This window comes from Cytobacillus sp., assembly GCF_964223445.1.
In the GTDB taxonomy this organism is placed as follows: domain Bacteria; phylum Bacillota; class Bacilli; order Bacillales; family Cytobacillaceae; genus Cytobacillus.
The window spans coordinates 1-19,744 of the sequence record NZ_CAXQGS010000064.1 but is presented as its reverse complement, the minus strand read 5'-3'; the positions used below and the strand labels follow the sequence as shown (position 1 = coordinate 19,744).

The 19,744-nt window shown below is 41.6% G+C and carries 25 protein-coding genes and 3 pseudogenes; 21 read left to right on the top strand and 7 right to left on the bottom strand.

The features are described 5' to 3' along the window. The first annotated feature begins 65 nt into the window (after positions 1–65). The 6 genes and pseudogenes from ACEQ1T_RS12215 to ACEQ1T_RS12190 all read left to right on the top strand — a co-directional run bounded on the left by ACEQ1T_RS12215 (position 66) and on the right by ACEQ1T_RS12190 (position 4,676). Entirely contained in the window at positions 66–854 is a 789-nt protein-coding gene (locus tag ACEQ1T_RS12215; protein ID WP_370223130.1) for an ABC transporter ATP-binding protein, read from the top strand. Beyond that, positions 838–1,593: an ABC transporter permease gene (locus tag ACEQ1T_RS12210; RefSeq protein WP_221880110.1), complete on the top strand. Its 756-nt coding sequence runs from the start codon at positions 838–840 to the stop codon at positions 1,591–1,593. Before ACEQ1T_RS12215 ends, ACEQ1T_RS12210 begins: the two co-directional genes overlap by 17 nt. 16 nt (positions 1,594–1,609) lie before the next feature. Then, positions 1,610–2,602, top strand: a complete 993-nt coding sequence (locus tag ACEQ1T_RS12205) for an aliphatic sulfonate ABC transporter substrate-binding protein (protein WP_370223128.1) — start codon at positions 1,610–1,612, stop codon at positions 2,600–2,602. A gap of 232 nt (positions 2,603–2,834) precedes the next feature. Next, positions 2,835–3,044 (top strand): hypothetical protein, encoded by a 210-nt coding sequence (locus ACEQ1T_RS12200; protein ID WP_370223126.1) that lies wholly within the window; start codon positions 2,835–2,837, stop codon positions 3,042–3,044. Between the two features lie 320 nt (positions 3,045–3,364). After that, positions 3,365–3,942 (top strand): annotated as a pseudogene (locus ACEQ1T_RS12195) (LemA family protein). Further along, the gene (locus ACEQ1T_RS12190) at positions 3,939–4,676 is read left to right on the top strand and encodes a YgcG family protein (RefSeq protein WP_206843252.1); all 738 of its coding nucleotides are present in this window, start codon (positions 3,939–3,941) and stop codon (positions 4,674–4,676) included. The pseudogene ACEQ1T_RS12195 and the gene ACEQ1T_RS12190 overlap by 4 nt, the downstream one beginning before the upstream one ends. Positions 4,677–4,721: 45 nt before the next feature. On the opposite strand, the gene ACEQ1T_RS12185 is transcribed toward ACEQ1T_RS12190, so the two are convergent. Next, positions 4,722–5,318, bottom strand: coding sequence for a class I SAM-dependent methyltransferase (locus ACEQ1T_RS12185; RefSeq protein ID WP_370223124.1), 597 nt, complete (start codon positions 5,316–5,318; stop codon positions 4,722–4,724). Between the two features lie 129 nt (positions 5,319–5,447). Here ACEQ1T_RS12185 and cdaS point away from each other — a divergent pair, with 129 nt between their 5' ends. Next, positions 5,448–6,047 (top strand): sporulation-specific diadenylate cyclase CdaS, encoded by a 600-nt coding sequence (gene cdaS, locus ACEQ1T_RS12180; RefSeq protein ID WP_206843263.1) that lies wholly within the window; start codon positions 5,448–5,450, stop codon positions 6,045–6,047. A gap of 28 nt (positions 6,048–6,075) precedes the next feature. Here the strand turns inward: cdaS and ACEQ1T_RS12175 are convergent, their stop codons facing one another. Continuing rightward, the gene (locus tag ACEQ1T_RS12175) at positions 6,076–6,234 is read right to left on the bottom strand and encodes a hypothetical protein (protein WP_206843264.1); all 159 of its coding nucleotides are present in this window, start codon (positions 6,232–6,234) and stop codon (positions 6,076–6,078) included. A 102-nt stretch (positions 6,235–6,336) separates the two neighbouring features. Here ACEQ1T_RS12175 and ACEQ1T_RS12170 point away from each other — a divergent pair, with 102 nt between their 5' ends. Continuing rightward, positions 6,337–7,008, top strand: a complete 672-nt coding sequence (locus ACEQ1T_RS12170) for an SOS response-associated peptidase (RefSeq protein WP_206843266.1) — start codon at positions 6,337–6,339, stop codon at positions 7,006–7,008. A 31-nt stretch (positions 7,009–7,039) separates the two neighbouring features. On the opposite strand, the gene ACEQ1T_RS12165 is transcribed toward ACEQ1T_RS12170, so the two are convergent. Next, a complete protein-coding gene (locus tag ACEQ1T_RS12165; RefSeq protein WP_370223121.1) occupies positions 7,040–7,501 on the bottom strand; it encodes a DinB family protein in 462 nt (153 codons plus the stop codon). A 189-nt stretch (positions 7,502–7,690) separates the two neighbouring features. On the opposite strand from ACEQ1T_RS12165, the gene ACEQ1T_RS12160 reads away from it, so the two are divergent. After that, positions 7,691–9,817, top strand: a complete 2,127-nt coding sequence (locus ACEQ1T_RS12160) for a peptidoglycan D,D-transpeptidase FtsI family protein (RefSeq protein ID WP_370223119.1) — start codon at positions 7,691–7,693, stop codon at positions 9,815–9,817. Between the two features lie 50 nt (positions 9,818–9,867). On the opposite strand, the gene ACEQ1T_RS12155 is transcribed toward ACEQ1T_RS12160, so the two are convergent. Further along, positions 9,868–10,047, bottom strand: coding sequence for a hypothetical protein (locus ACEQ1T_RS12155; protein ID WP_206843272.1), 180 nt, complete (start codon positions 10,045–10,047; stop codon positions 9,868–9,870). Positions 10,048–10,289: 242 nt separating this feature from the next. Between ACEQ1T_RS12155 and ACEQ1T_RS12150 the strand changes: the two genes are divergently transcribed. The 3 genes from ACEQ1T_RS12150 (at position 10,290) to ACEQ1T_RS12140 (ending at position 11,541) form a co-directional block, all read left to right on the top strand. Further along, positions 10,290–10,571: a hypothetical protein gene (locus tag ACEQ1T_RS12150; RefSeq protein ID WP_370223117.1), complete on the top strand. Its 282-nt coding sequence runs from the start codon at positions 10,290–10,292 to the stop codon at positions 10,569–10,571. Between the two features lie 288 nt (positions 10,572–10,859). Beyond that, positions 10,860–11,231, top strand: coding sequence for a VOC family protein (locus ACEQ1T_RS12145; protein WP_206843276.1), 372 nt, complete (start codon positions 10,860–10,862; stop codon positions 11,229–11,231). Between the two features lie 178 nt (positions 11,232–11,409). Further along, on the top strand, positions 11,410–11,541 hold the full coding sequence (locus tag ACEQ1T_RS12140) for a hypothetical protein (RefSeq protein ID WP_370223116.1): 132 nt from the start codon (positions 11,410–11,412) through the stop codon (positions 11,539–11,541). Between the two features lie 343 nt (positions 11,542–11,884). Here the strand turns inward: ACEQ1T_RS12140 and ACEQ1T_RS12135 are convergent, their stop codons facing one another. Further along, positions 11,885–12,397 carry a DUF3231 family protein gene (locus ACEQ1T_RS12135; protein ID WP_206843278.1) on the bottom strand — a complete coding sequence of 171 codons (513 nt, stop codon included), beginning with the start codon at positions 12,395–12,397 and terminating at the stop codon, positions 11,885–11,887. A gap of 160 nt (positions 12,398–12,557) precedes the next feature. On the opposite strand from ACEQ1T_RS12135, the gene ACEQ1T_RS12130 reads away from it, so the two are divergent. After that, a complete protein-coding gene (locus tag ACEQ1T_RS12130; protein WP_370223115.1) occupies positions 12,558–12,872 on the top strand; it encodes a hydrolase in 315 nt (104 codons plus the stop codon). Between the two features lie 58 nt (positions 12,873–12,930). Here ACEQ1T_RS12130 and ACEQ1T_RS12125 read toward each other — a convergent pair. Together ACEQ1T_RS12125 and ACEQ1T_RS12120 are read right to left on the bottom strand one after the other, a co-directional pair. Beyond that, positions 12,931–13,125, bottom strand: a pseudogene (locus ACEQ1T_RS12125) (hypothetical protein); the annotation flags it as partial. A 35-nt stretch (positions 13,126–13,160) separates the two neighbouring features. Then, entirely contained in the window at positions 13,161–13,490 is a 330-nt protein-coding gene (locus ACEQ1T_RS12120) for a hypothetical protein (RefSeq protein WP_370223114.1), read from the bottom strand. Positions 13,491–13,731: 241 nt separating this feature from the next. Here ACEQ1T_RS12120 and ACEQ1T_RS12115 point away from each other — a divergent pair, with 241 nt between their 5' ends. The 8 genes and pseudogenes from ACEQ1T_RS12115 to ACEQ1T_RS12080 all read left to right on the top strand — a co-directional run. Then, entirely contained in the window at positions 13,732–14,814 is a 1,083-nt protein-coding gene (locus ACEQ1T_RS12115) for a hypothetical protein (RefSeq protein ID WP_370223112.1), read from the top strand. After that, positions 14,801–16,969 carry a molybdopterin oxidoreductase family protein gene (locus ACEQ1T_RS12110; protein WP_370223110.1) on the top strand — a complete coding sequence of 723 codons (2,169 nt, stop codon included), beginning with the start codon at positions 14,801–14,803 and terminating at the stop codon, positions 16,967–16,969. Before ACEQ1T_RS12115 ends, ACEQ1T_RS12110 begins: the two co-directional genes overlap by 14 nt. Next, positions 16,970–17,530, top strand: a complete 561-nt coding sequence (locus tag ACEQ1T_RS12105) for a 4Fe-4S dicluster domain-containing protein (RefSeq protein ID WP_370223108.1) — start codon at positions 16,970–16,972, stop codon at positions 17,528–17,530. Positions 17,531–17,542: 12 nt separating this feature from the next. Beyond that, complete coding sequence (locus tag ACEQ1T_RS12100; RefSeq protein ID WP_206843303.1) at positions 17,543–18,067, top strand: Rieske (2Fe-2S) protein; 525 nt, start codon at positions 17,543–17,545, stop codon at positions 18,065–18,067. Further along, complete coding sequence (locus ACEQ1T_RS12095; protein WP_206843306.1) at positions 18,057–18,248, top strand: hypothetical protein; 192 nt, start codon at positions 18,057–18,059, stop codon at positions 18,246–18,248. The genes ACEQ1T_RS12100 and ACEQ1T_RS12095 overlap by 11 nt, the downstream gene beginning before the upstream one ends. A gap of 5 nt (positions 18,249–18,253) precedes the next feature. Further along, positions 18,254–18,565: a hypothetical protein gene (locus ACEQ1T_RS12090; protein WP_206843308.1), complete on the top strand. Its 312-nt coding sequence runs from the start codon at positions 18,254–18,256 to the stop codon at positions 18,563–18,565. Continuing rightward, positions 18,552–18,827, top strand: coding sequence for a hypothetical protein (locus ACEQ1T_RS12085; RefSeq protein ID WP_206843309.1), 276 nt, complete (start codon positions 18,552–18,554; stop codon positions 18,825–18,827). Before ACEQ1T_RS12090 ends, ACEQ1T_RS12085 begins: the two co-directional genes overlap by 14 nt. Before the next feature lie 5 nt (positions 18,828–18,832). Continuing rightward, positions 18,833–19,744 (top strand): annotated as a pseudogene (locus tag ACEQ1T_RS12080) (MFS transporter); the annotation flags it as partial.

The following is a 19,744-nucleotide window of genomic DNA, read 5'->3' as shown; positions in this document are numbered from 1 at the left end:
GAATACATTATAATTACAAGTAATCCGAGTAAATTAATGAGATTTATGGGAATAGGTGATTTTGAATGTTCATTGAGATAAACGATGTGAATAAACAATATAGCGATAAAGAAAATCGTCCTGTTGACGTCTTGAAAGATATTAATCTAACCATTGAAAAAGGCCAGTTTGTTTCAATTTTAGGCCCTTCAGGATGTGGAAAGTCAACACTTCTTTCAATCGTCGCGGGGCTGACTAAAACAACTTTGGGACAAATTCAAATTGATGGAAAAGCCATAACAAAACCTGGAAAAGACAGGGGGATGGTTTTCCAGCAGGCAGCCTTATTCCCTTGGCTGACAGTCATGGAGAATGTCACGTTTCCGCTAAAAAAGGAAATGAAGAAGAAGGATGCAGAGGAAACAGCACTTAAGTATCTGCAAATGGTTCAGCTGGGAAAATATATATCCCATTATCCTCATGAACTTTCTGGCGGAATGCAGCAAAGGGTGGCCATTGCGAGAGCGCTTGCGATGAACCCGGAAACACTCTTAATGGATGAACCATTTGGAGCTCTTGATGAACAGACCCGTTCGCGTCTGCACGGACAGCTGGAAAACATCTGGACTGAGACGAAGAAAACCATTCTTTTTGTTACTCATAGCATCTCAGAATCTATTAAACTTTCAGATCGGATCATTGTTATGGGGACAAAGCCGGGAATCATTTTACAGGATATAGCGGTTGACATACCCAGACCCCGTGAGGAACACAAAAACGAAATGCTTGAGATTGAAGAACACATTATGAAATACCTGAAGAAGGAAATTGATAAAGTTGTAAGTGAGGAACTCCAATATGCAAACAGCCATTAAAAGGATCATATTTTTTGCAGCCATCATTGCATTTTGGGAAATTGGATCACGGCTAGAGCTTTGGCATCCTCTGATTTTCCCTTCCCTGTCCAGCGTATTCAGTGCTCTTGTTGAAGGGTTCCAGGATAAAACTCTCATCTATGATTTAATTGCAAGTTTTAAGCGGCTCGCAGTCGGTTTAACTATCAGCCTTATCATTGGGACTCTGATTGGAATTCTTTTAGGGAAATCCAAAACAGCTGATGAAACACTGGGTGCAGTCATCCTCGCCTTGCAAAGTGTTCCCAGCATCGTCTGGCTGCCGATCGCGATTATGTGGTTTGGCTTAAATGAAAAGGCTGTTATTTTTGTAACCATACTTGGCGGTACATTTGTAATGGCTCTGAACATGCGAACAGGGATTAAAAATGTTTCACCTTTATATATCAAAGCAGCTCAGACAATGGGTGCGAATGGAATAGACTTATTCACAAGAGTCATCTTTCCGGCATCCATTCCATACGTTGTCACTGGTTCACGTCTTGCCTGGGCATTTGCCTGGCGCGCACTGATGGCCGGTGAGCTTTTAAGCACAGGACCAGGATTGGGCTACACACTTCGTTATGCTTCAGACTTTGGAAGAATGGACATCGTGATTGGTGTCATGATTATTATTGGAGCGATTGGAATGATTGTTGACCAATTCATATTCCAGCGCATTGAAAAATCAGTCATAAAAAAATGGGGACTTGAGTCTTAATTTTGGAGGGGTATTAATGAAAAAGGCTATTTTATGGGTTGCTGTATTATTTACTTTCACCGGTCTGCTTGCCGGCTGCGGATCATCTGAGAAGAGCAGCGGTGAGGAAGACAAGATTGTCATCGGTTATTTCCCGAATATCAATCATGTGCCAGCAATGGTTGCGAAAGATCAAGGCTATTTTGAAGAACAGCTTGGCGATGGAACTAAAGTAGAATACAAGACATTTGCTGAAGGCGGTTCATTCATGACTGCCCTGAAAACAGGTGACATTGATGCAGGTCTTGTAGGACCAGGACCAGCAATGAACAACTTTTCAACCGGGGCTGATGTTAAAATTATCGCCGGTGCTTCAACTGGCGGAACAGTTGTCCTCGCCAGAGAAGGTGTAGAAATTAACTCACTTGAAGACTTCGAAGGGAAAACGTTCATTACACCTGGCGTGGGCTGCACGCACGACGTCCAGTATGAAACATATCTGGAAGAAGCCGGCATCACTTCAGCTCGCATCGGCGGTACAATGAAGCATTTAACAGGCAACCCGGCACAATATGCAAGTATGCTGAAAACAGGTAAAGTTGATATTGCAGTTGCTCCAGAACCATGGGCAGCAGTTATTGAACAGGAAACAAACGCTGAAGTCGTAATTGGCTGGGATGAAGTATCCTTCGGTGAAACACTTCCGGCATCAGTATTGGTTGCAACTGGCGATGCAGTAAAGAACAGCCCTGAAAAAGTACAAAAAATCGTTGATGCACATAAAGATGCAGTTAAATTTATCGAAGACAATCCTGAAGGGGCAAAAGCAATTACCATCAAAGACATTAAAGAAGTAACTGGCCAGGAATTGGAAAAAGAAGTCGTAGACCGCGCCTGGGAAAGAATTGGATTCACTTACGAAGTTGATGCAGACACAATCCAGGAATTTGCAGATTCATCCTACACTTTAAAATTCCTGAAAGATAAACCTGAATTCAGTGAACTGATTGCGAAAAATTTTATTAAATAATCATGCTTGGACCGGGGCCCTGATGGGTTCCGGTTTTTCTTGATGTTAGTGGAAAGGAAATTGGTTTGGCGCAATTGTGAAAGCTGACGGTGCGAAAAAGTGATGCGGCGGCGCGAATGACCTGCTGGATGGTGCGTTTATGGTGGAGTAAGGCGCAAATACGATTTGATAGAGCAAAAAACTTTAAAATCAGCGCATTAACCGGTCCTGTAGACGCATTCATGAAGCCATAATGAAAAATATTGACATGATTTCTATTGATAATGAAAAAAGTCATAAGCTCGAAACTGCCAAGAGCCCACCCGCGCGTAACTCACTGGAATCCGCGCGCAAAAGTAAAATCCCCGCGCACACCCTAAGCCAGGCCGAGCATCAAAACGTACTTGCTGTGCAGAAGAAGCCCACCCGCGCGAAACTCACCGGAATCCGCGCGCAAAAGTAAAATCCCCGAGCAAACCCTAAGTCAGACCACGCATCAAAACCTACTACCCGCGCAAAAGAAGTCCACCCGCGCGTAACTCACTGGAATCCGCGCGCAAAAGAACCATTCCCGCGCAAACCCTAAGCCAGGCCGCGCATCAAAACCTACTACCCGCGCAAAAGAAGCCCATCTGCGCGTAACTCACCGGAATCCGCGCACAAAAGAACCATTCCCGCGCAGACTTAACAGCATCAGTAAACCATCTCCTGGTTTAACTTTCACCCAAAAAAGGAAAAATACCATGCAAGTGACAAAACAACTTAGAAACAGGAGTGGCGCAAATGAAAAAAGGTATGGGTGTCTTAATTGCCGTTATTGCGGCAGTAGTCATAGCAGGCATGATGCTGATGTCCAGCTATAACGGGTTTGTAAGTGCTGAGGAAAATGTGGACCAGGCTTATTCTCAGATTGAGAACCAGCTGCAGAGAAGGCTGGATTTGATTCCTAATCTGGTAAATACAGTAAAGGGATATGCTGCTCATGAGAAGGAGACAATTCAGGCAATATCAGATGCGCGTGCAAGACTGGCGGGAGCAGGGTCACCTGAAGAGGAAGCTGCCGCAAACGCCGAGCTGTCAAGCGCTTTGAGCCGTCTGCTTGTAGTGGTGGAAACTATCCCAATTTAAAGGCGGATAAGCAGTTTACCCAATTAATGGACGAGCTTGCGGGTACGGAAAATAGGATTTCGGTTGCCCGAAAGGATTATAACGATCAGGTTGCTGTATATAACAAAAAAGTAAAAAGGTTCCCGGGTGCAATTGTAGCAGGGATAACTGGCTTTGATGAAAAAGAGTATTTTAAGGCTGATCCGCTGGCGAATGAAGCACCTGAAGTTGACTTTGGAGGCAATGGAGAATGATCATTCGCAGGGTCTCTTTGACCCTTCTTTTAGTATATTTAATAATGGGGGCATTTCCAGTACATGCAGATGAACCCATACCGGAGCCTGCTGGAGATATTTATGTCCAGGATTTTGCAGATGTCCTAAATGACCAGGAAAAATCTGAATTGAATAACCTGGGGAGGCAATTGGAAGATAGGACATCTGCACAGGCTGCAGTTTTAACTGTTGATACTACTGGAGACAGACCGATTGAAGAATATGCAAATGAAGCTTTCCGGTCTTATGGCATAGGCAGTGCCAAAGAGAATAATGGTGTCCTATTGGTTGTGGCCATGCAGGATCGGAAGGTGCGCATTGAGGTTGGTTATGGGCTTGAAGGCCAGATTCCCGATGGAAAAGCAGGACGGATTCTGGATGAAGTGACCCTTCCATATCTTCAGGATGGCCAGCCAAATAGAGCGGTAATTGAAACCTATAAGGTGCTTGTACAGGAAGCTGCCGGGGAAGAAGTGATTTTAGGCGGCGATTATGCTGATGCCGGAACACAGGATAGAGGAATTGGCATCCCTTCCTGGCTGATTATTGTAATTGCTGTTGGATTATTGTTCCTAGACATTAAATTTTTTGGAGGAGCCTTTTCATATGCAATCCTTTCAATTCTCTCAAGAGGGGGAGGCGGAGGAGGCGGCGGTCCCCGGGGTGGGGGAGGCGGTTCATCTGGAGGAGGAGGAGCCAGCCGCGGCTGGTGATAATTGAAAAAATAGCGGGAGCAGCAATCTCCCGCTTTTCTCTATTTATTTGGTTCCAGTTACACAAACGGTTAATACAGGGCGGGCTTCTTTATAAGAAATGGAAATAGAATGGAAACCAGCCGCTTCCATATCTGCTTTGATTACCTGACCGAGATTTTTGGCAATGGTGTCATCTGCTCCTTCTTCTCTTGGCTGAATTGTGATGGCAATTATTCCGTCTTCCTCAAGCATCCCATAGAGATGCTGCAGAGATTCTCTTGGCTTTGTCCATAATGGATAATTGTTGACTGAAAATATCTTATTATAAGTTTTATCGGGGAAGTAATCGTGAATATCTTTTACGAACAATCGGACCTTGCCCTGCCGAATATAGTCATCATTCAGTTTGGCTGCAGAAGTCTTCATATCTTCGGATACATCAACTCCATCCGTTTCTGCATGGCGGCAGTGATCCATTATATGCCTAATACTGAAGCCAGGACCAAAGCCCACTTCTAAAATAGAGTCCCTGCGATTAATCTTTAATTTTTTTATTGTCCATTTGTTAATCTTGCGGTTTTCAAGATACATGATTTTCCCGGCAAGCTTCCCCAGTAATCCTGCGGGTTTCTCAAATTGTTTTGCTAAAATATCGAACATGTCCCTCACCTCGTTGCTTAATACTTATATTTAGTCCCTTTAAAGAGGTTCTAAACCTATTCCGTAAAATGGATAAATAATTTTTAACTGGAAAAGGTACTAATATGAATTAAGATTGGAGGAAGTCCGGTGATTTATGGCGAAGATCAATACCGAAAAGATTTAAACCGGTATATTGACAATATCGACAATCAGATTCATTCTATTTCCAAAACGCTAGAGGACTTCAGCTGCTGTATTTTATCCGATTTTGAAAACCTGCAGAGGGCGGTAACAGAGGCTCACACAATTGCTTCGACTTATTATCTTCAGTCATATTTATCGCCGTATACCAAGGAATATTCAAGCTTATCATTGGCCGCCCAGCATTTATCGGAAAAAAGACATGGAGGGCTTATTGCTGTGGAGAGAAGACTTCCATTAGGCGACTACCTTCATAATGGGACGCCAATTGGAGCAAAAGTAAGCAGCACTTTGCTTGAAACCATTTTTTATCCCGGAAACCCATTGCATGACGGCGGTATTTTAATAAAAGAAGATACCATTATTTCTGCAGGCAACATCCTGCCTCTTGCCAATAAAACCATTGAGGGAAAAAAACTTGGGACAAGGCATAGAGCGGCAATTGGACTGACTGAAAAATCAGATGCTGTTGCCATTGTAGTTTCAGAGGAAACAGGCCGCATTTCTTTTGCAGTCGAAGGACAGCTGTATACAATCAGGACATGAAAATCCCCCTAAAATGGGGGATTTGTCATTATGACTTCTTATTAATTTGCTTTCCGCTTTTTTTCTGGCTTTGAGATTTATCATTTCCTGACTGAAACTCGCTTCCCAGTTCAACATCGTTTCGCTTATCCTGTTTTTCAATTTGGGCTCTCGTTTGATTTGCATTTTGTCTTCCTTGTTTTGTCATATCTTATTCCTCCCTTTAAATTAGCTGACAGTTTTAATATGCGCTATATCCGGGAATAGATGAACATTATATTGCTAAATTGAATTTATAGAGGTGATTTTATTGTGCGGCCGTTTTACATTAACAGAAACCATCGCTAAACTTCAGCTGCTGTTTGAATTTGAATACGCAGAAGGAGAGGTTATACCCAGATATAATATCGCGCCAAGCCAAAATATCTTAACCGTCATTGATAATGGCAAACAGCGGATCGGCAGGCAGATGAAGTGGGGGCTGGTCCCCTTCTGGGCTAAAGACGAAAAGATAGGTTACAAAATGATAAACGCAAGAGCGGAAGGCATTGATTCGAAACCAAGCTTCAAAGCGCCCTTTAAAAGCAGAAGGTGCTTAATTCTTGCAGATGGCTTTTATGAATGGATGAAAACAGATGAAGGTAAACAGCCGTACAGGTTCATTATGAAAGATGAAAAACCATTTGCCTTTGCAGGTATTTGGGATACATGGCATAAAGGAGATAATTCTTTAACGAGCTGTACAATCATTACCACGGGGCCAAATGAAGTAACCGGGGATGTTCATGACCGAATGCCGGTGATATTAATGGAAAGCGATTTTGAGGACTGGCTTAATCCCCGTTTTAATGACACTGAATATTTAAAGTCATTACTTGAACCTTATCCGGCTGAAAAAATGGATAAGTACCCTGTATCAAGTAAAGTGAATTCACCAAAAAATGAGCTGGCAGAATTAATTTCTCCCCTTAATACTTTATAAAACGGACGCGGTTGACGCGTCCGTTTTTTCATCATCTGCTCACAAACATCGGAAGCTCAGTATGACCCATTTCCCGTACATAAACAAACAAATTCCCTTTATGATTAATTTCATGATCCATTGCAAGCTGCAGCAGCTGGCTGCCTGTAAGTTCCATACCAAATATTCGCGTCAAATCAATGGTCCTATCCATTTCATCATTTGTTAATGATGAAATGATCTCAATGGTTTTTTCTGTATAGTTTTCAGCAGCTTCAGAAAGATTTGGCGCTATATCATCGAATTTCTCGCCAAACACTGCCGGGCTGCCTTCTTTTACTGTTTTGGCAAACATATAAAAAGAAGTAAGCATATGAGTAACCAGTTTGCCGGCTGCCATGCTTGTTTCAGTTGGTTTGTAATCATAGTTATTTTCATCAATTTTCTTGATTAGTTCATTGGTCACCTTTCTATGCGATAAAAAATAGTTCAGATATTTTTGCGCTCTTTCCATATTAAATTCCTCCTAAAAAAATAATCAGATTAATAGTTCCACTTAATCTCCTTAAATTCCTTTATATTTCAAAATATGTTTTTTGGATTGGCAGGGATTTGACAAAAAACGTGGAATTATTTAACAGGGGAAGATTTAGAAGAATCTCTATAATACAGACATAGTGTTCGTAAGGGGGGAGATTCAAACATGGGGAAAAAGAAGAAAAAGAAAAGCCATGTGCCTTTTAGGGTCAATTTATTGTTTTTTGCTGTTTTTGTTTTATTTTCTGTACTAATTTTAAGACTTGGAGTCGTTCAGATTGTAAATGGTGAGACATACAAAAAAGAAGTGGACAGGACGGAAGATGTCATCGTATCTAACCCGGTTCCAAGGGGAAGGATGCTTGACAGGAACCATCAGGTTATCGTGGATAATATCCCAAAGAGTGCAATTACATACACCAACCGGAATGCCAAACAAAAAGAAATGCTACAGGTGGCAGAACGGCTGGCCGTTTTGATTGATAAAAAGGCGGATAAAGTGACAGAACGCGATAAAAAGGATCATTGGATTCTAAAAAAACCTGAAGCTGCCCGGGATAAAATAACTGATAAGGAATGGAAGCTGTTTAAAGAGAAAAAGCTGGATGATAAGCAAATTTATGAGATGCAGCTTGAAAGAATTACAGAAGAAGATCTAAAACAGCTGAGCAGGCAGGATCTGGAAGTACGGGCGATCTTTCGGGAATTTACAAGCGGATATGCAATGACGCCGCAAATAGTTAAAAATGAAGGTGTATCAAGCAAGGAGTATGCTGCAGTAAGCGAAAATCTTCAGTATCTTCCAGGTGTCAATACAACCACTGACTGGGATCGGTCTTATGCTTTTGACAGTACGCTTCAGACAGTCCTGGGGAAGGTTACGGATACAAACGAAGGGCTGCCGCAGGAAAGGCTGGATTATTTTCTGGCAAGGGACTACAGCAGAAATGAACGTGTCGGAAAGAGCTATCTTGAAATGCAATATGAGGATGTTCTGCATGGTCAAAAATCAAAGGAAAAACTTATTACGAAAAAAGGAGATATTCTCGGAAGTGAACTGGTTTCTGAAGGACAGAGAGGTAAGGATCTTGTCCTGACAATTGATATGGATCTTCAGAAGGCTGTGGAAAAAATATTGGAAGAGGAAATTTGGGCTGCCAAGGGGACCCGGGGAACCTTTTTAATGGATCGTGCGTTTGTCGTTCTAATGAATCCGCATACTGGTGAAGTTCTGACGATGGCAGGAAAAATGATCGACAAAGATGATAATGGCAAAACGGTTATGCAGGATTATGCCCTGGGTACGATTACCTCCTCTTATAATGTGGGATCCTCTGTGAAAGGGGCGACTGTGTTAACAGGCTATAAAACCGGTGCAATCTCACCCGGGGCGACCTTTTTAGATGCACCCATGAAAATAGCAGGTACACCACAGGTGAAAAAATCCTGGTTTAACTTTCAGGCAATTATGAACGAAACAAGGGCTTTGCGAATATCCTCAAACGTATATATGTTCAAAACAGCAATTGAAATTGCTGATGCGCGGTATGCTTATGATCAGCCTCTGGGATTTAAAAATCCTAATGCATTTGAAGATATGAGAGAGTCTTTCGGCCAATTTGGCCTGGGGGTCAGAACTGGCATCGATTTGCCGAATGAGGCAATAGGCTATGAAGGACCTCTACGCTTGCCGGGATTTCTATTAGACCTTGCAATCGGACAGTATGATACCTATACTCCGATGCAAATGGCGCAATATATATCAACAATTGCAAATGGCGGCTACCGTATCCAGCCGCGCCTTGTAAAAGAAATCCGTGAGCCAGCCAGGGCGCAGGAGGAACTTGGCCCGATCTGGAAGGATATTCAGCCAACTGTCTTAAATACGATAGATGTAAGTGATAGAGAACTAAACACTGTCAAAGAAGGGTTAAGACAGGTGATGCAGCATCCTGAAGGGACTGCATATAGAAGGTTTGCAGATGCACCATATTCTCCAGCAGGAAAAACAGGTACTGCAGAAGCATTTTATGACGGCCCTCTCAAAAAAAAGGGAGATAAATTAATAGATGTTATGAACTTGAGCCTTGTTGCCTATGCACCTCATAATAATCCTGAAATCGCCATGTCTGTCATTGTTCCATGGGCATACCAGGGGAGAAGCGGACATACAGCCAATTATGAAATTGGCAGAAAAGTATTAGATGCCTATTTTGAGCTGAAAAAGAAGCGGATATCAGGACCAGAACAGGAACAGGCGGAAGAAGAAGGTTCCGAAACAGAAGAATCCTAATTCAAGTATGAGTTTTAGCGGTAAAAACGGCTGGACAAAAAAGCCTTTCCTTATTGGGAATGGCTTTTTTTATACCTGAGTTTGCTTTTAAAGTGATTCAGTTTTTCTTTAATGAAGACCGGTTTGTCGCTTTTTCCGAAGACTTTACGATGAACCGCAAATTGAATCGTTTCCTCCAAAATAGCGAGGATAATAATAGGAATGAAGATCGCCAGAATCCATAACCACATGCCCCTGCTCCTTTCGTCTGATCTGCATACATTTTATTTATATTCAGTAATGAATAAAGAATGATTTTTAGTGGAAAAATCACCCATATTATTTACCGACTGAATGACAATGAACAAAATCCGGTTTTAGATGTTTTCTTTAATAGCCTATTATTACTGAACTAAACATCTCTTTCATTAAAAGTTATGTTTAGTTTAATGAAAGGACATTCGGGAAAATAGGTTAATAAGGAGGTCTTGACATGAAAACTTTAAATGTAGAGCTTCAGTATGATGATCAGGTAATGAATGATAATGAGACAAAAGTATTTGATCAATTGAAGAACCAGTTCGAAGGAACAGGGTTTAAGGTGGTAACGATCATGGAAAATGATCAATATCTAAAGGAGCATTCCGGCCTTCCTAATCAAAAGAAAAACAAAGTGCTGCCATCTCAGCCTGAAGGAGCAGAACCTGATATCAATTCCAGCGGTGCCGGCGGCATGGTCTCCCCTGATTCCAGTGAAAGCAAATACTCTGAGTAAGAAACGTGAGCCTTAGTCCCATTTCGGACTAAGGTTTTTTTATTTTTAGGCTTTGTTAAAGAATAAAGTTGTTATATCAAAGATAACTTTACGATAACCAAAATGGTTTTAGACAGTTGTTCTTTCTCAGTTAACACAACTTATTATAAACTAAGGTTACCGGAATTTTCCAAATAATAGGAAGTTTATTGTTCCGTTAAAGGGCAGATTAATTCAATAATCGGAAGGAAAAAGGTATATAGAAAGGGAACTATTTGATATACCGGATTAAATAAAGGAGACAAGGTTATGAGTAAATCATTTATTGAACAAGTACATTATATTAGAATTCCTGTAAAAGATTTAGAACTGTCTGCACAATGGTATAGAGATGTATTAGGGCTCCAGTTACTAAACAATACTGAGGAACTTGCAATTTTAAAAGTAAATGAAGGACCTTTCTTACTTATCTTAATTCCTACCGAAGATGAAACATTTGCACATTTTACAATTGATAATGAACAAGAATTTAGCATTGGGTTTACAAGTCCAGAATTATCTAAATTTCATCAACACTTAATTGGTAATCAAGTTAAGGTAGAGGATATAAAAGAAGATAATGGCCATGCCTTTTTCCACTTTTATGACCCAAATGGTAATAAACTTCAAGTACACTGGTAAAATTATAATAAATAAATTACCTAATTTCATTATCGGGTGCTTTAACGGAATAAGAATGGGAACGTCCAAATCAGACGTTCCCATATTTTTTGCCTGAAAAACAACAATACTATTTATCAAAGCCTACTTTTAAAAGGAATTAATACATATAGAGAATTTGATTGGAGGAGGGTCATCTGTGAGTCAAAAGCTTTTAAGAGTGGGGACAGTCTACATACCTGCCAGAAATGTAATGGAATCCTTAAACTGGTACACAGTATGCTTGGAGCTGCAGAAAGCTATAGGGATGAAAAGGGATAAATGGCCATAATCAATATGGCAAGCCAAAGCTTTTTCCTTTTGGAAGCACCTTAAGAGGAAAGTGTTAATTTTAAGGATTCTGACGGAAGATTGCGATTTTGTTTAACCTTTGAAGTCGATGGAATAACAGAGCTCAAAAACTTGTATTAGGAACTTCTAGAGAAGGAAGTAAATACAGGAGCTATCGAAAATCGCAGGCATCCTGGCAGGAGTTTTGTGTTTCTTACCCGGAGGGCAACTTGTTTGATGTATGGAGTGAACTGAGCCCAAGTTTTAAGAAATAACATTTAGGCAAGAGAGCAGACAATGGACTCTGCTCTCTTTTTACATATGGACATCTCTTCAGCAAATCCTTAGCAATTATCTGATTTGTGAAGATGAAGCGGCGGAGGAATTAACCAGCCTTTTTCTTTATTCATTCGAAGAACCTTAACACCTAACGCAGCTTTCTGAGTATGAAATTGGCCAAACATGCCTGCGATATCTTCACGGATACATTGGCCCATAATTGTACTGCAGCCAACCAATCCTGCTGCCAGGTCTCCTGCTAATTTTGCAGCAACTTCAGGATCCATAAATCTGGCGCCAGCAGGAATATCGTTTACACAAGCTTCAGGTCTGTCAGGAGGTGAGGGAGGAAGGGCGATCCCGTTTTCCTTTAGCATCTCCTCAATTTGCTCCTGTTCCTGCTTGCAGAGGCGGATGGCTTCTTCAAGCATTTTTTTCAAGTCCCCATCCCCAGAGTGGCTAAGCATCGTTTGATAGGCAGAGGCCATTCCCTTTCCTGCCAGCAAGTAAGACCATGTGCTATAAACCTCGCCATAATGCAAAGGCTCGTCCTTTGGATTTCCGCTTAAAATACCCATTGTATACCTCCCGAAAAGATTCATTTTTTGTGCCGCCTTCCTTGTATTGCACAGCTATATCATGCCCAACAAGTGTCTTAAAATGTCATTGAATATTAAATGGTTAAACTGCCTCAGATTGTGGTAAATACCGTATAAAAGATAGAGGAGATGAAAAACAATGGACCAGACAAAAAAAACATATTATATAGATATTGAAAATGCGCAGATCTACACAGAACCGGTTGAAGCAGCCGAATGGCAGTTTAGAATTTTTGCCACAGATGAAGAACTGGCTCAGTTAAATGAATACATTAATGAGAATTATGATGCAGATCTAAAAACATTTGCCCGTGCACATGTCCCTTTCCTGGAATACCACAAGGAGTCCAAAAATGATGAATATGATGCATCCATGGAAGGCATATATAAAATGATTTATGAACTCGGTGATGAAGAAGCCCGGAGACATATAGAAAGGATGGGAATTTTATAATCGGAAAGATGCAGCCGGTCTTTAATCGGACTGGCTGCATTTTGAAAAGAGAATACATAAAAAAAGAACCGTCTGTTCTGTTTTCATCAGAATAACGGTTCTTATATTTGCTCCTGTATAATTGTTCTTTTTTGGTTTTTGTTTTCCTTGTGCGCATGTCCGCATACGCAAATGGGCTTCGATTGCACTCAGGGTTTCTTTTTCCCTCACGTACTGCTTTTTCCCTTAACTTCTTCGCAGCTGATTTAGCCATATGACCAACTCCTTTTCATGATTGTACCATAATGCTTAAATTGGAGGAATGACATTTGTTAACAGTAAGATAAAGAATACAAGACCAATAAGTAAAAAGATAACCGAGCCGAGAACAGCATAATTAGGCCTAAAGCTGAACTCCTCCCTTTTAGATAAGAATCCTGTCATGGCACTTGCGGTGCTGTCCATAAACCTCGTCACTATACCGCCGGTGCTTGAAAACCATACGGTCAAAGCTGTAAAAACCACACCTGAAAAAAACATGATTTCGATGAATCGGATTGAAAAGGCACTTGAAGCGATCAGGGTAATCAGAGCTTCTGCAGCTAATGTAATAAACAATATAAATATATTTTTTTTCATAATTCCGCCTCCTTATTAGAAATACGCCTGATTTTGGAAAAAGTTTCAATTTTTCTGCAAAGACCTTTGAGAAGGTCTTTTTTTAGTTGACACAACTCTGCAACAACATGCTCATTTAATATCCTTTCTTAAAGATAGGGGAATTTCCCCCCTCTAATGGGGAAGTTCCCTGATATTGAAAAACTCCTCCCGCTTTTACAATAAGGTTAAGGTAATTGTTTGTGAATGAGGAGGAGTTAATATGCAGGCAAAAGCTGCAGTCAACCAAAAAACGGGAAACACATTAAACAATGCGTTTGCATCTCATTTTGCCAAGTCGATGTTTTTATCTGTTACAGCATTAGCTATTCTTTCTTTTATTGGCACTAGAATGTTGACACATGTTGATTTAAACCTTTACGGATATATGGTCGGAACGATTGTGTTTATCGGAGGGTTTTTCTACAGGTTCATTGCCTGGGGCGAAAGGCCGCCAACAAAGCTTATCCTGAAAAAAGGACTGAAGCTGCTATTTAGAAAGTCAACGCCAAAAACGTCTGTTGAGCATCTTGCAACTTACAATTTTATCTGGAATAGGGGAATTTACCGATGGACTCAGCACGTGCTGATCGGCTGGGGCTGCATCTTATCCTGCTTCGTTACATTCCCTCTCGTTTTCGGATGGATGTATTTTACGATGGATGACAATGGCCATTACAACATTATTGCAATGGGCATGAAGGTAATGACTGTCCCGGCAGATGGCATCATTGCCAACCTTTCTTATAACGCGCTGAATATTACAGCAGTAATGGTAATCGCTGGAGTTTGCATGGCGCTGTACCGCCGACTGAAAAATATGCAGGCAAGAGCAGAGCAGAAATTTCTATATGATTTCATGCCTCTTTATATGCTGCTTCTAGTCAGCATCACAGGGTTGGCTTTAACCTTTATGAATATCTTTTTACACGGTGCGGGACAGCCGGCGATGTCACTGATCCATCAGTGGTCAGTCATCATTACACTGATTTACCTGCCATTTGGAAAGCTTGCACATATTCCTTTCCGCCCAATGAGTGTTTTGGCAAGAAACTACAGAGAACATTATGCTGAACAAGGCATGCAGGAATGCAAAGTTTGCGGAGATCAATTTGTTTCATCAGAACAATCAAAAGATGTCGTCGATGTACTCGGCGTGAACGATATTGAATTTAAAGCAAAGGAAGGACATCATCTTGCAGAAATGTGCCTCCCTTGCAGAAGAAAATACCGGATTGCACAATTTTCCGGATTCCCTACCCATGAAGTGAAGGTCAAGGAGGCAAACCAGAATGCAAAGGGATAAGTTTTTTAAAGAAATTGAGAATCTGAACCATCCGAATGAAAAATTGATAAAAACACACTGCAGCTATTGCGGCATGCAATGCGGAATGAATTTAAGGGTTAATACACAAACAAATAAAATAATCGGGGTCGAGCCCCGTTATGACTGGCCGGTTACGGTAGGGAAAATGTGCCCGAAAGGGGTTACCGCCTATCAGCAGACCAACCATAAAGACCGCCTGCTGAAACCGCTGATTCGGGATGATGCTTCTTTGAAGGGGACGGCAGAAGGGTTCCGTGAAGCAAGCTGGGATGAAGCATACGATTTAATTGCGAAAAAATTCAAAGAGCTGCAAACGGAATACGGAAAAGATTCACTCTCCGTCTTCAGCGGGGTATCTATGACAAATGAAAAATGTTATCTGACAGGTAAATTTGCCCGTGTTGCTCTTGCAACAAGATATATTGACTATAACGGCCGTTTCTGTATGTCAAGTGCTGCCGGCGGATTCCTCCGTTCTTTCGGAGTGGATAGAGGCTCAACATTGCCTTGGACAGATATTCATGAAACGGATTGCCTGTTTATCGCTGGTAGCAATACAGCTGAATGCCATCCAACTTCCATGTTCCGCATTTGGAACGTTCAGGAAAGAGGCGGCTATATCATTGTAGCTGATCCCCGGGAAACGCCAATTGCCAGAAGAGCTGACCTTCATCTTGACCTGCAGCCCGGAACAGACCTTGCACTTGCAAACGGGATTGTTAATCAATTGATTGAGATGGGCTATATAGATGAAGAATTCATTAATAAGCACACGAACGGTTTTGAAGAAACAAAGGAGCTTGTAAAGGATTTCACTCCTGAATATACAAGCATGCTGACTGGTGTGGCGCCGGAAAAAATCATTCGCGCTGCCGAAATATACGGAAAAGCTCCAAATGCAGTTGTCATGTTTGCACGAGGTGTTGAACAGCAGCATAAGGGTGTTGATAATGTTTCCGCCTACACCAATATGGCGCTTGTTACAGGTAAGATCGGCCGTCCAAATGCCGGAGTAGCCACTTTCACCGGGCAGGGCAATGGACAGGGAGGAAGAGAGCATGGACAAAAATCAGATTTGCTTCCAGGCTACCGGAAAATTACAAATCCAAAACATGTTGAAGAAGTATGCAGTGTTTGGGGAATCACACCTGAAGAAATGCCGCAGCCTGGTGTATCTGCTTATGAAATGATTGAGCTGATGGAGCAAAAAACGATTCGAGGTTTATACCTTCTATGTTCGAATCCTGCAGTATCTGCACCAAATCAAAATTTTGTCAGGAAAGCATTTAAGACCTTGGATTTCATGGTATGCTCCGATTTCTACCTTTCTGAATCGGCAGAATTTGCAGATGTTGTTCTTCCGGCTGTCACATGGTCAGAGGATGAAGGAACAGTAACGAATATTGAAGGCCGCATTATTAAAATCAATAAGGCACAGGAACCTGTCGGAGAATCGAAGCCGGACTGGCAAATCCAAGTGGAGCTGGCTGAACGCTTAGGAAAAGGAAAATACTTTTCACACCTAAAAACGGCACGAGATGTTGCAGATGAGTTCAGACTGGCTACCAAGGGCGGCTATGCTGATTACTATGGAGCTACATGGGATAAAATCGACAGGCAGGACGGGGTTTTTTGGCCGTGCAAAAATGAGAATGATGAAGGTCCACCACATATGTTCCTAGATAAAAAATTCTACCATCCGGACGGCAAAGCAAAGATTTGCGCGCTGCCATACCGTCCGCCAGCTGAAGAACCATGTGAAAAATATCCGCTCCGTTTAACAACGGGAAGGGTGGTATACCACTATCTATCTGGCAATCAGACTAGAAGAATACCATTCCTTCATGATATGTGCCCTGAACCATTTGTGGAGATCCATCCGGAAACAGCATCAAAATATAATATGGAACATGAAGAAAGGGTCCGTTTATTTACAAGAAGAGGCGAGGCCATCTATAAAGTTAAAATTACGGAAGCCATCCGGATAGATACCGTCTTTGTTCCATACCATTTTGGACATGAAGATTCTATTAATCTATTGACGATTGCAGCATTAGATCCAATATCACGTATGCCTGAGTTCAAGGCATGTGCTGCACAGCTGGAAAAAGTCGAATTAAAGAAGGTGCAATAAATGAAAAAGAGGCTGTATTTAGAACTTGAAAACTGTATAGGATGCCGTTCTTGTCTGGCAGCATGTACACAATGCGGGGGGCATGAGGAGCGAAACAGAAACTATGTGTATGATGTAAATCCTCTTGTGAACCGGCAGACGATGCCTCTCATGTGCCTTCACTGTGAAAATCCGGCATGTGCCCGAAGCTGTCCGGCCCAGGCCATTCAAATTCATGAGACAGGCGCTGTGTTATCTGCACTGGTGGAAAAGTGTATTGGCTGCCAGAACTGTACAATTGCCTGCCCATACGGCATACCAAAATTTGATCAAGAGCAGAACTTAATGTACAAATGTGACCTATGTATTGACCGTACTAAAGATGGAATTCCTCCTATGTGTGCGAGTGTATGTCCATCCAATACACTGCAATGGCTGTCAGATGAAGAAATTGAAAACAAGAAGAAGCAATTTAACCTTGATAACGGCAAATGGGTGACAAGCATGCCATATCTAGAAGGCGAAACAAATGTAAAGGTAAATCTGCCGGGAATCCTGCCGGGGATTACAAAGCTGTTTTAGGAGGGATTAGGGATGTCTGAAAAGAATAACAAGATTCCCTTTAATGAAGATAATTATACGCATAATATCGAACGGAATAACGAAAGAAAACTGGATAGACGCGGGTTCATGAAAACTTTGGTTGGTGCCGCAGGTGTATTTGCAGTTTCCTCCCTTCCCTGGGGGGCAGTAGCTGCCAAAGAATTAATGGGGCTTGGCGAAAAGGAATATCCTCATAAGAAAATAACCGAATTAAGCAAGCTGCCAATCGGCGATGCAGTGGAGTTCAAGTTTCCCGGAGATCATGATGACGCAATATTAATCCGCTTATCAGAGAACAAGTATGTTGCCTATCAGAATGCGTGTACACATTTGCGCTGCCCGGTATTTTGGGTGAAGGAGCAAGGTGAAATGATCTGCCCTTGCCACCATGGAAAGTTCGATGTGGAGACTGGTTCGCCAACTGCGGGGCCGCCAAGAAGGCCGCTTCCGGAAATCCAGGTTAAGGTGGAGGATGGAGCAATCTTTGCTGTGAGGGTGAAACGTTATGAAGCGTAGCTATCTGGGTGTCATCATTTTGGCCGCGATTTTATTGATGAATATTGTCTTTACCCAATATATGGTCCACCAATACTATTATGAAAACTATATAAATGTACTCATTTTCGGCGGACTGAATATTGTTCTTTTTCCCCTGGCTGTATTCGCTTATAAAAAGACGATTAACATGAGGGTGTGATTTCTATGAACAGTGAAACATATCTTGATTTTTGTTTTGTAAGAGAAAAATCAGGAGATTTTGCTCCAGAAGTTGATCGGCTCCTTACCAAACTCTTTAAGGGAGTACGCCTCAACTGGTATTTGGATGAGAAATCTCATGATGGAATGGATATTGTTGTAGCGGAGATAAAAGGCATGAGCAAATGGCAATCAGAGGAGGAAACCATTGAATTTATAGAAGAAAATGCAAGTGAATCATTCTGGAAATATCTGCAGGGTTATCAAATGTATATTTACCCTGATAAAAGAGGGTGCGGCAGCTGTGGAACTCATTAAAAAAGAAGATTTGGACCGCTTTGTCCGGCAAAATGTGCAGGTGGCAATTTTAGATGAAGAGGGAAATAACAAAGCCCCTTTTGTTCACAAAGAAATTATAAAAACCGGGTTTTGCCCAGATGGTACACATTTGCGTATTTATTTTGACCATATGAACTTTTTTGCGGTCCCGCTGACTTCCTCTGTGGAAGCATCTGAGAGCAGGTGGGCTGCTCTTGATCAGGAAGCCGGATTAAAATATGTGATAAAGAAGAGAGCGTGAACACAATGATAAGAAAAATACAGCTGCCTTTGCAGACGTTAAACTTAGTAGCCGGGTTTATGGTTTGGGTGCTGATATCCTCCCTTATGCCGTTTATTAAGGAAGATATCCATATTCCAGCCGACAAGCTTGCCCTAGTAACAGCAGTTCCGGTGATCCTCGGGTCTCTGCTTCGTATTCCTCTGGGGTATTATGCCAATCAGTTTGGAGCAAGAATAATCTTTATGCTGAGCTTTATTCTTCTATTATTTCCAGTCTATTATATCAGTATAGCTGATTCCATTACTGATTTACTGATCGGGGGATTATTCCTCGGTCTTGGAGGAGCCGTGTTCTCTGTTGGTGTTACCTCTCTTCCAAAGTATTATCCAAAGGAGCGCCATGGGTTTGTAAATGGAATATACGGTGCAGGTAATCTTGGAACAGCTATAACCGCATTTGCGGCTCCAGTCGTTGCCACAAAGTTTGGCTGGTCCCTAACCGTACAAATTTATCTTGTCCTGCTCGGAATCTTCATTGCAGCAAACTTCCTTCTTGGTGATAAAAAAGAAGTTAAGGTGCAGACACCGCTTCTGGAACAGATTAAAGGCGTCTATAAAAATGAAAAGCTGTGGCTCTTGAGCTTATTCTACTTCATTACTTTTGGATCATTTGTTGCGTTTACCATTTATCTGCCGAATTTCCTTGTGGCTCATTTTGAACTTGATAAAGTGGATGCGGGATTAAGGACAGCCGGATTCATCGTCCTTGCAACTGCCATGAGACCAATTGGCGGCTGGCTTGCAGACCGATTCCATTCTTTAATTCTTCTCATGTTTGTCTTTGGAGTTTATACCATCTATGCAGTAATTCTGTCATTATCTATGTCCATTAAATGGTATACATTTTGGTGTTTAAGTATTTCTCTATCATCTTGA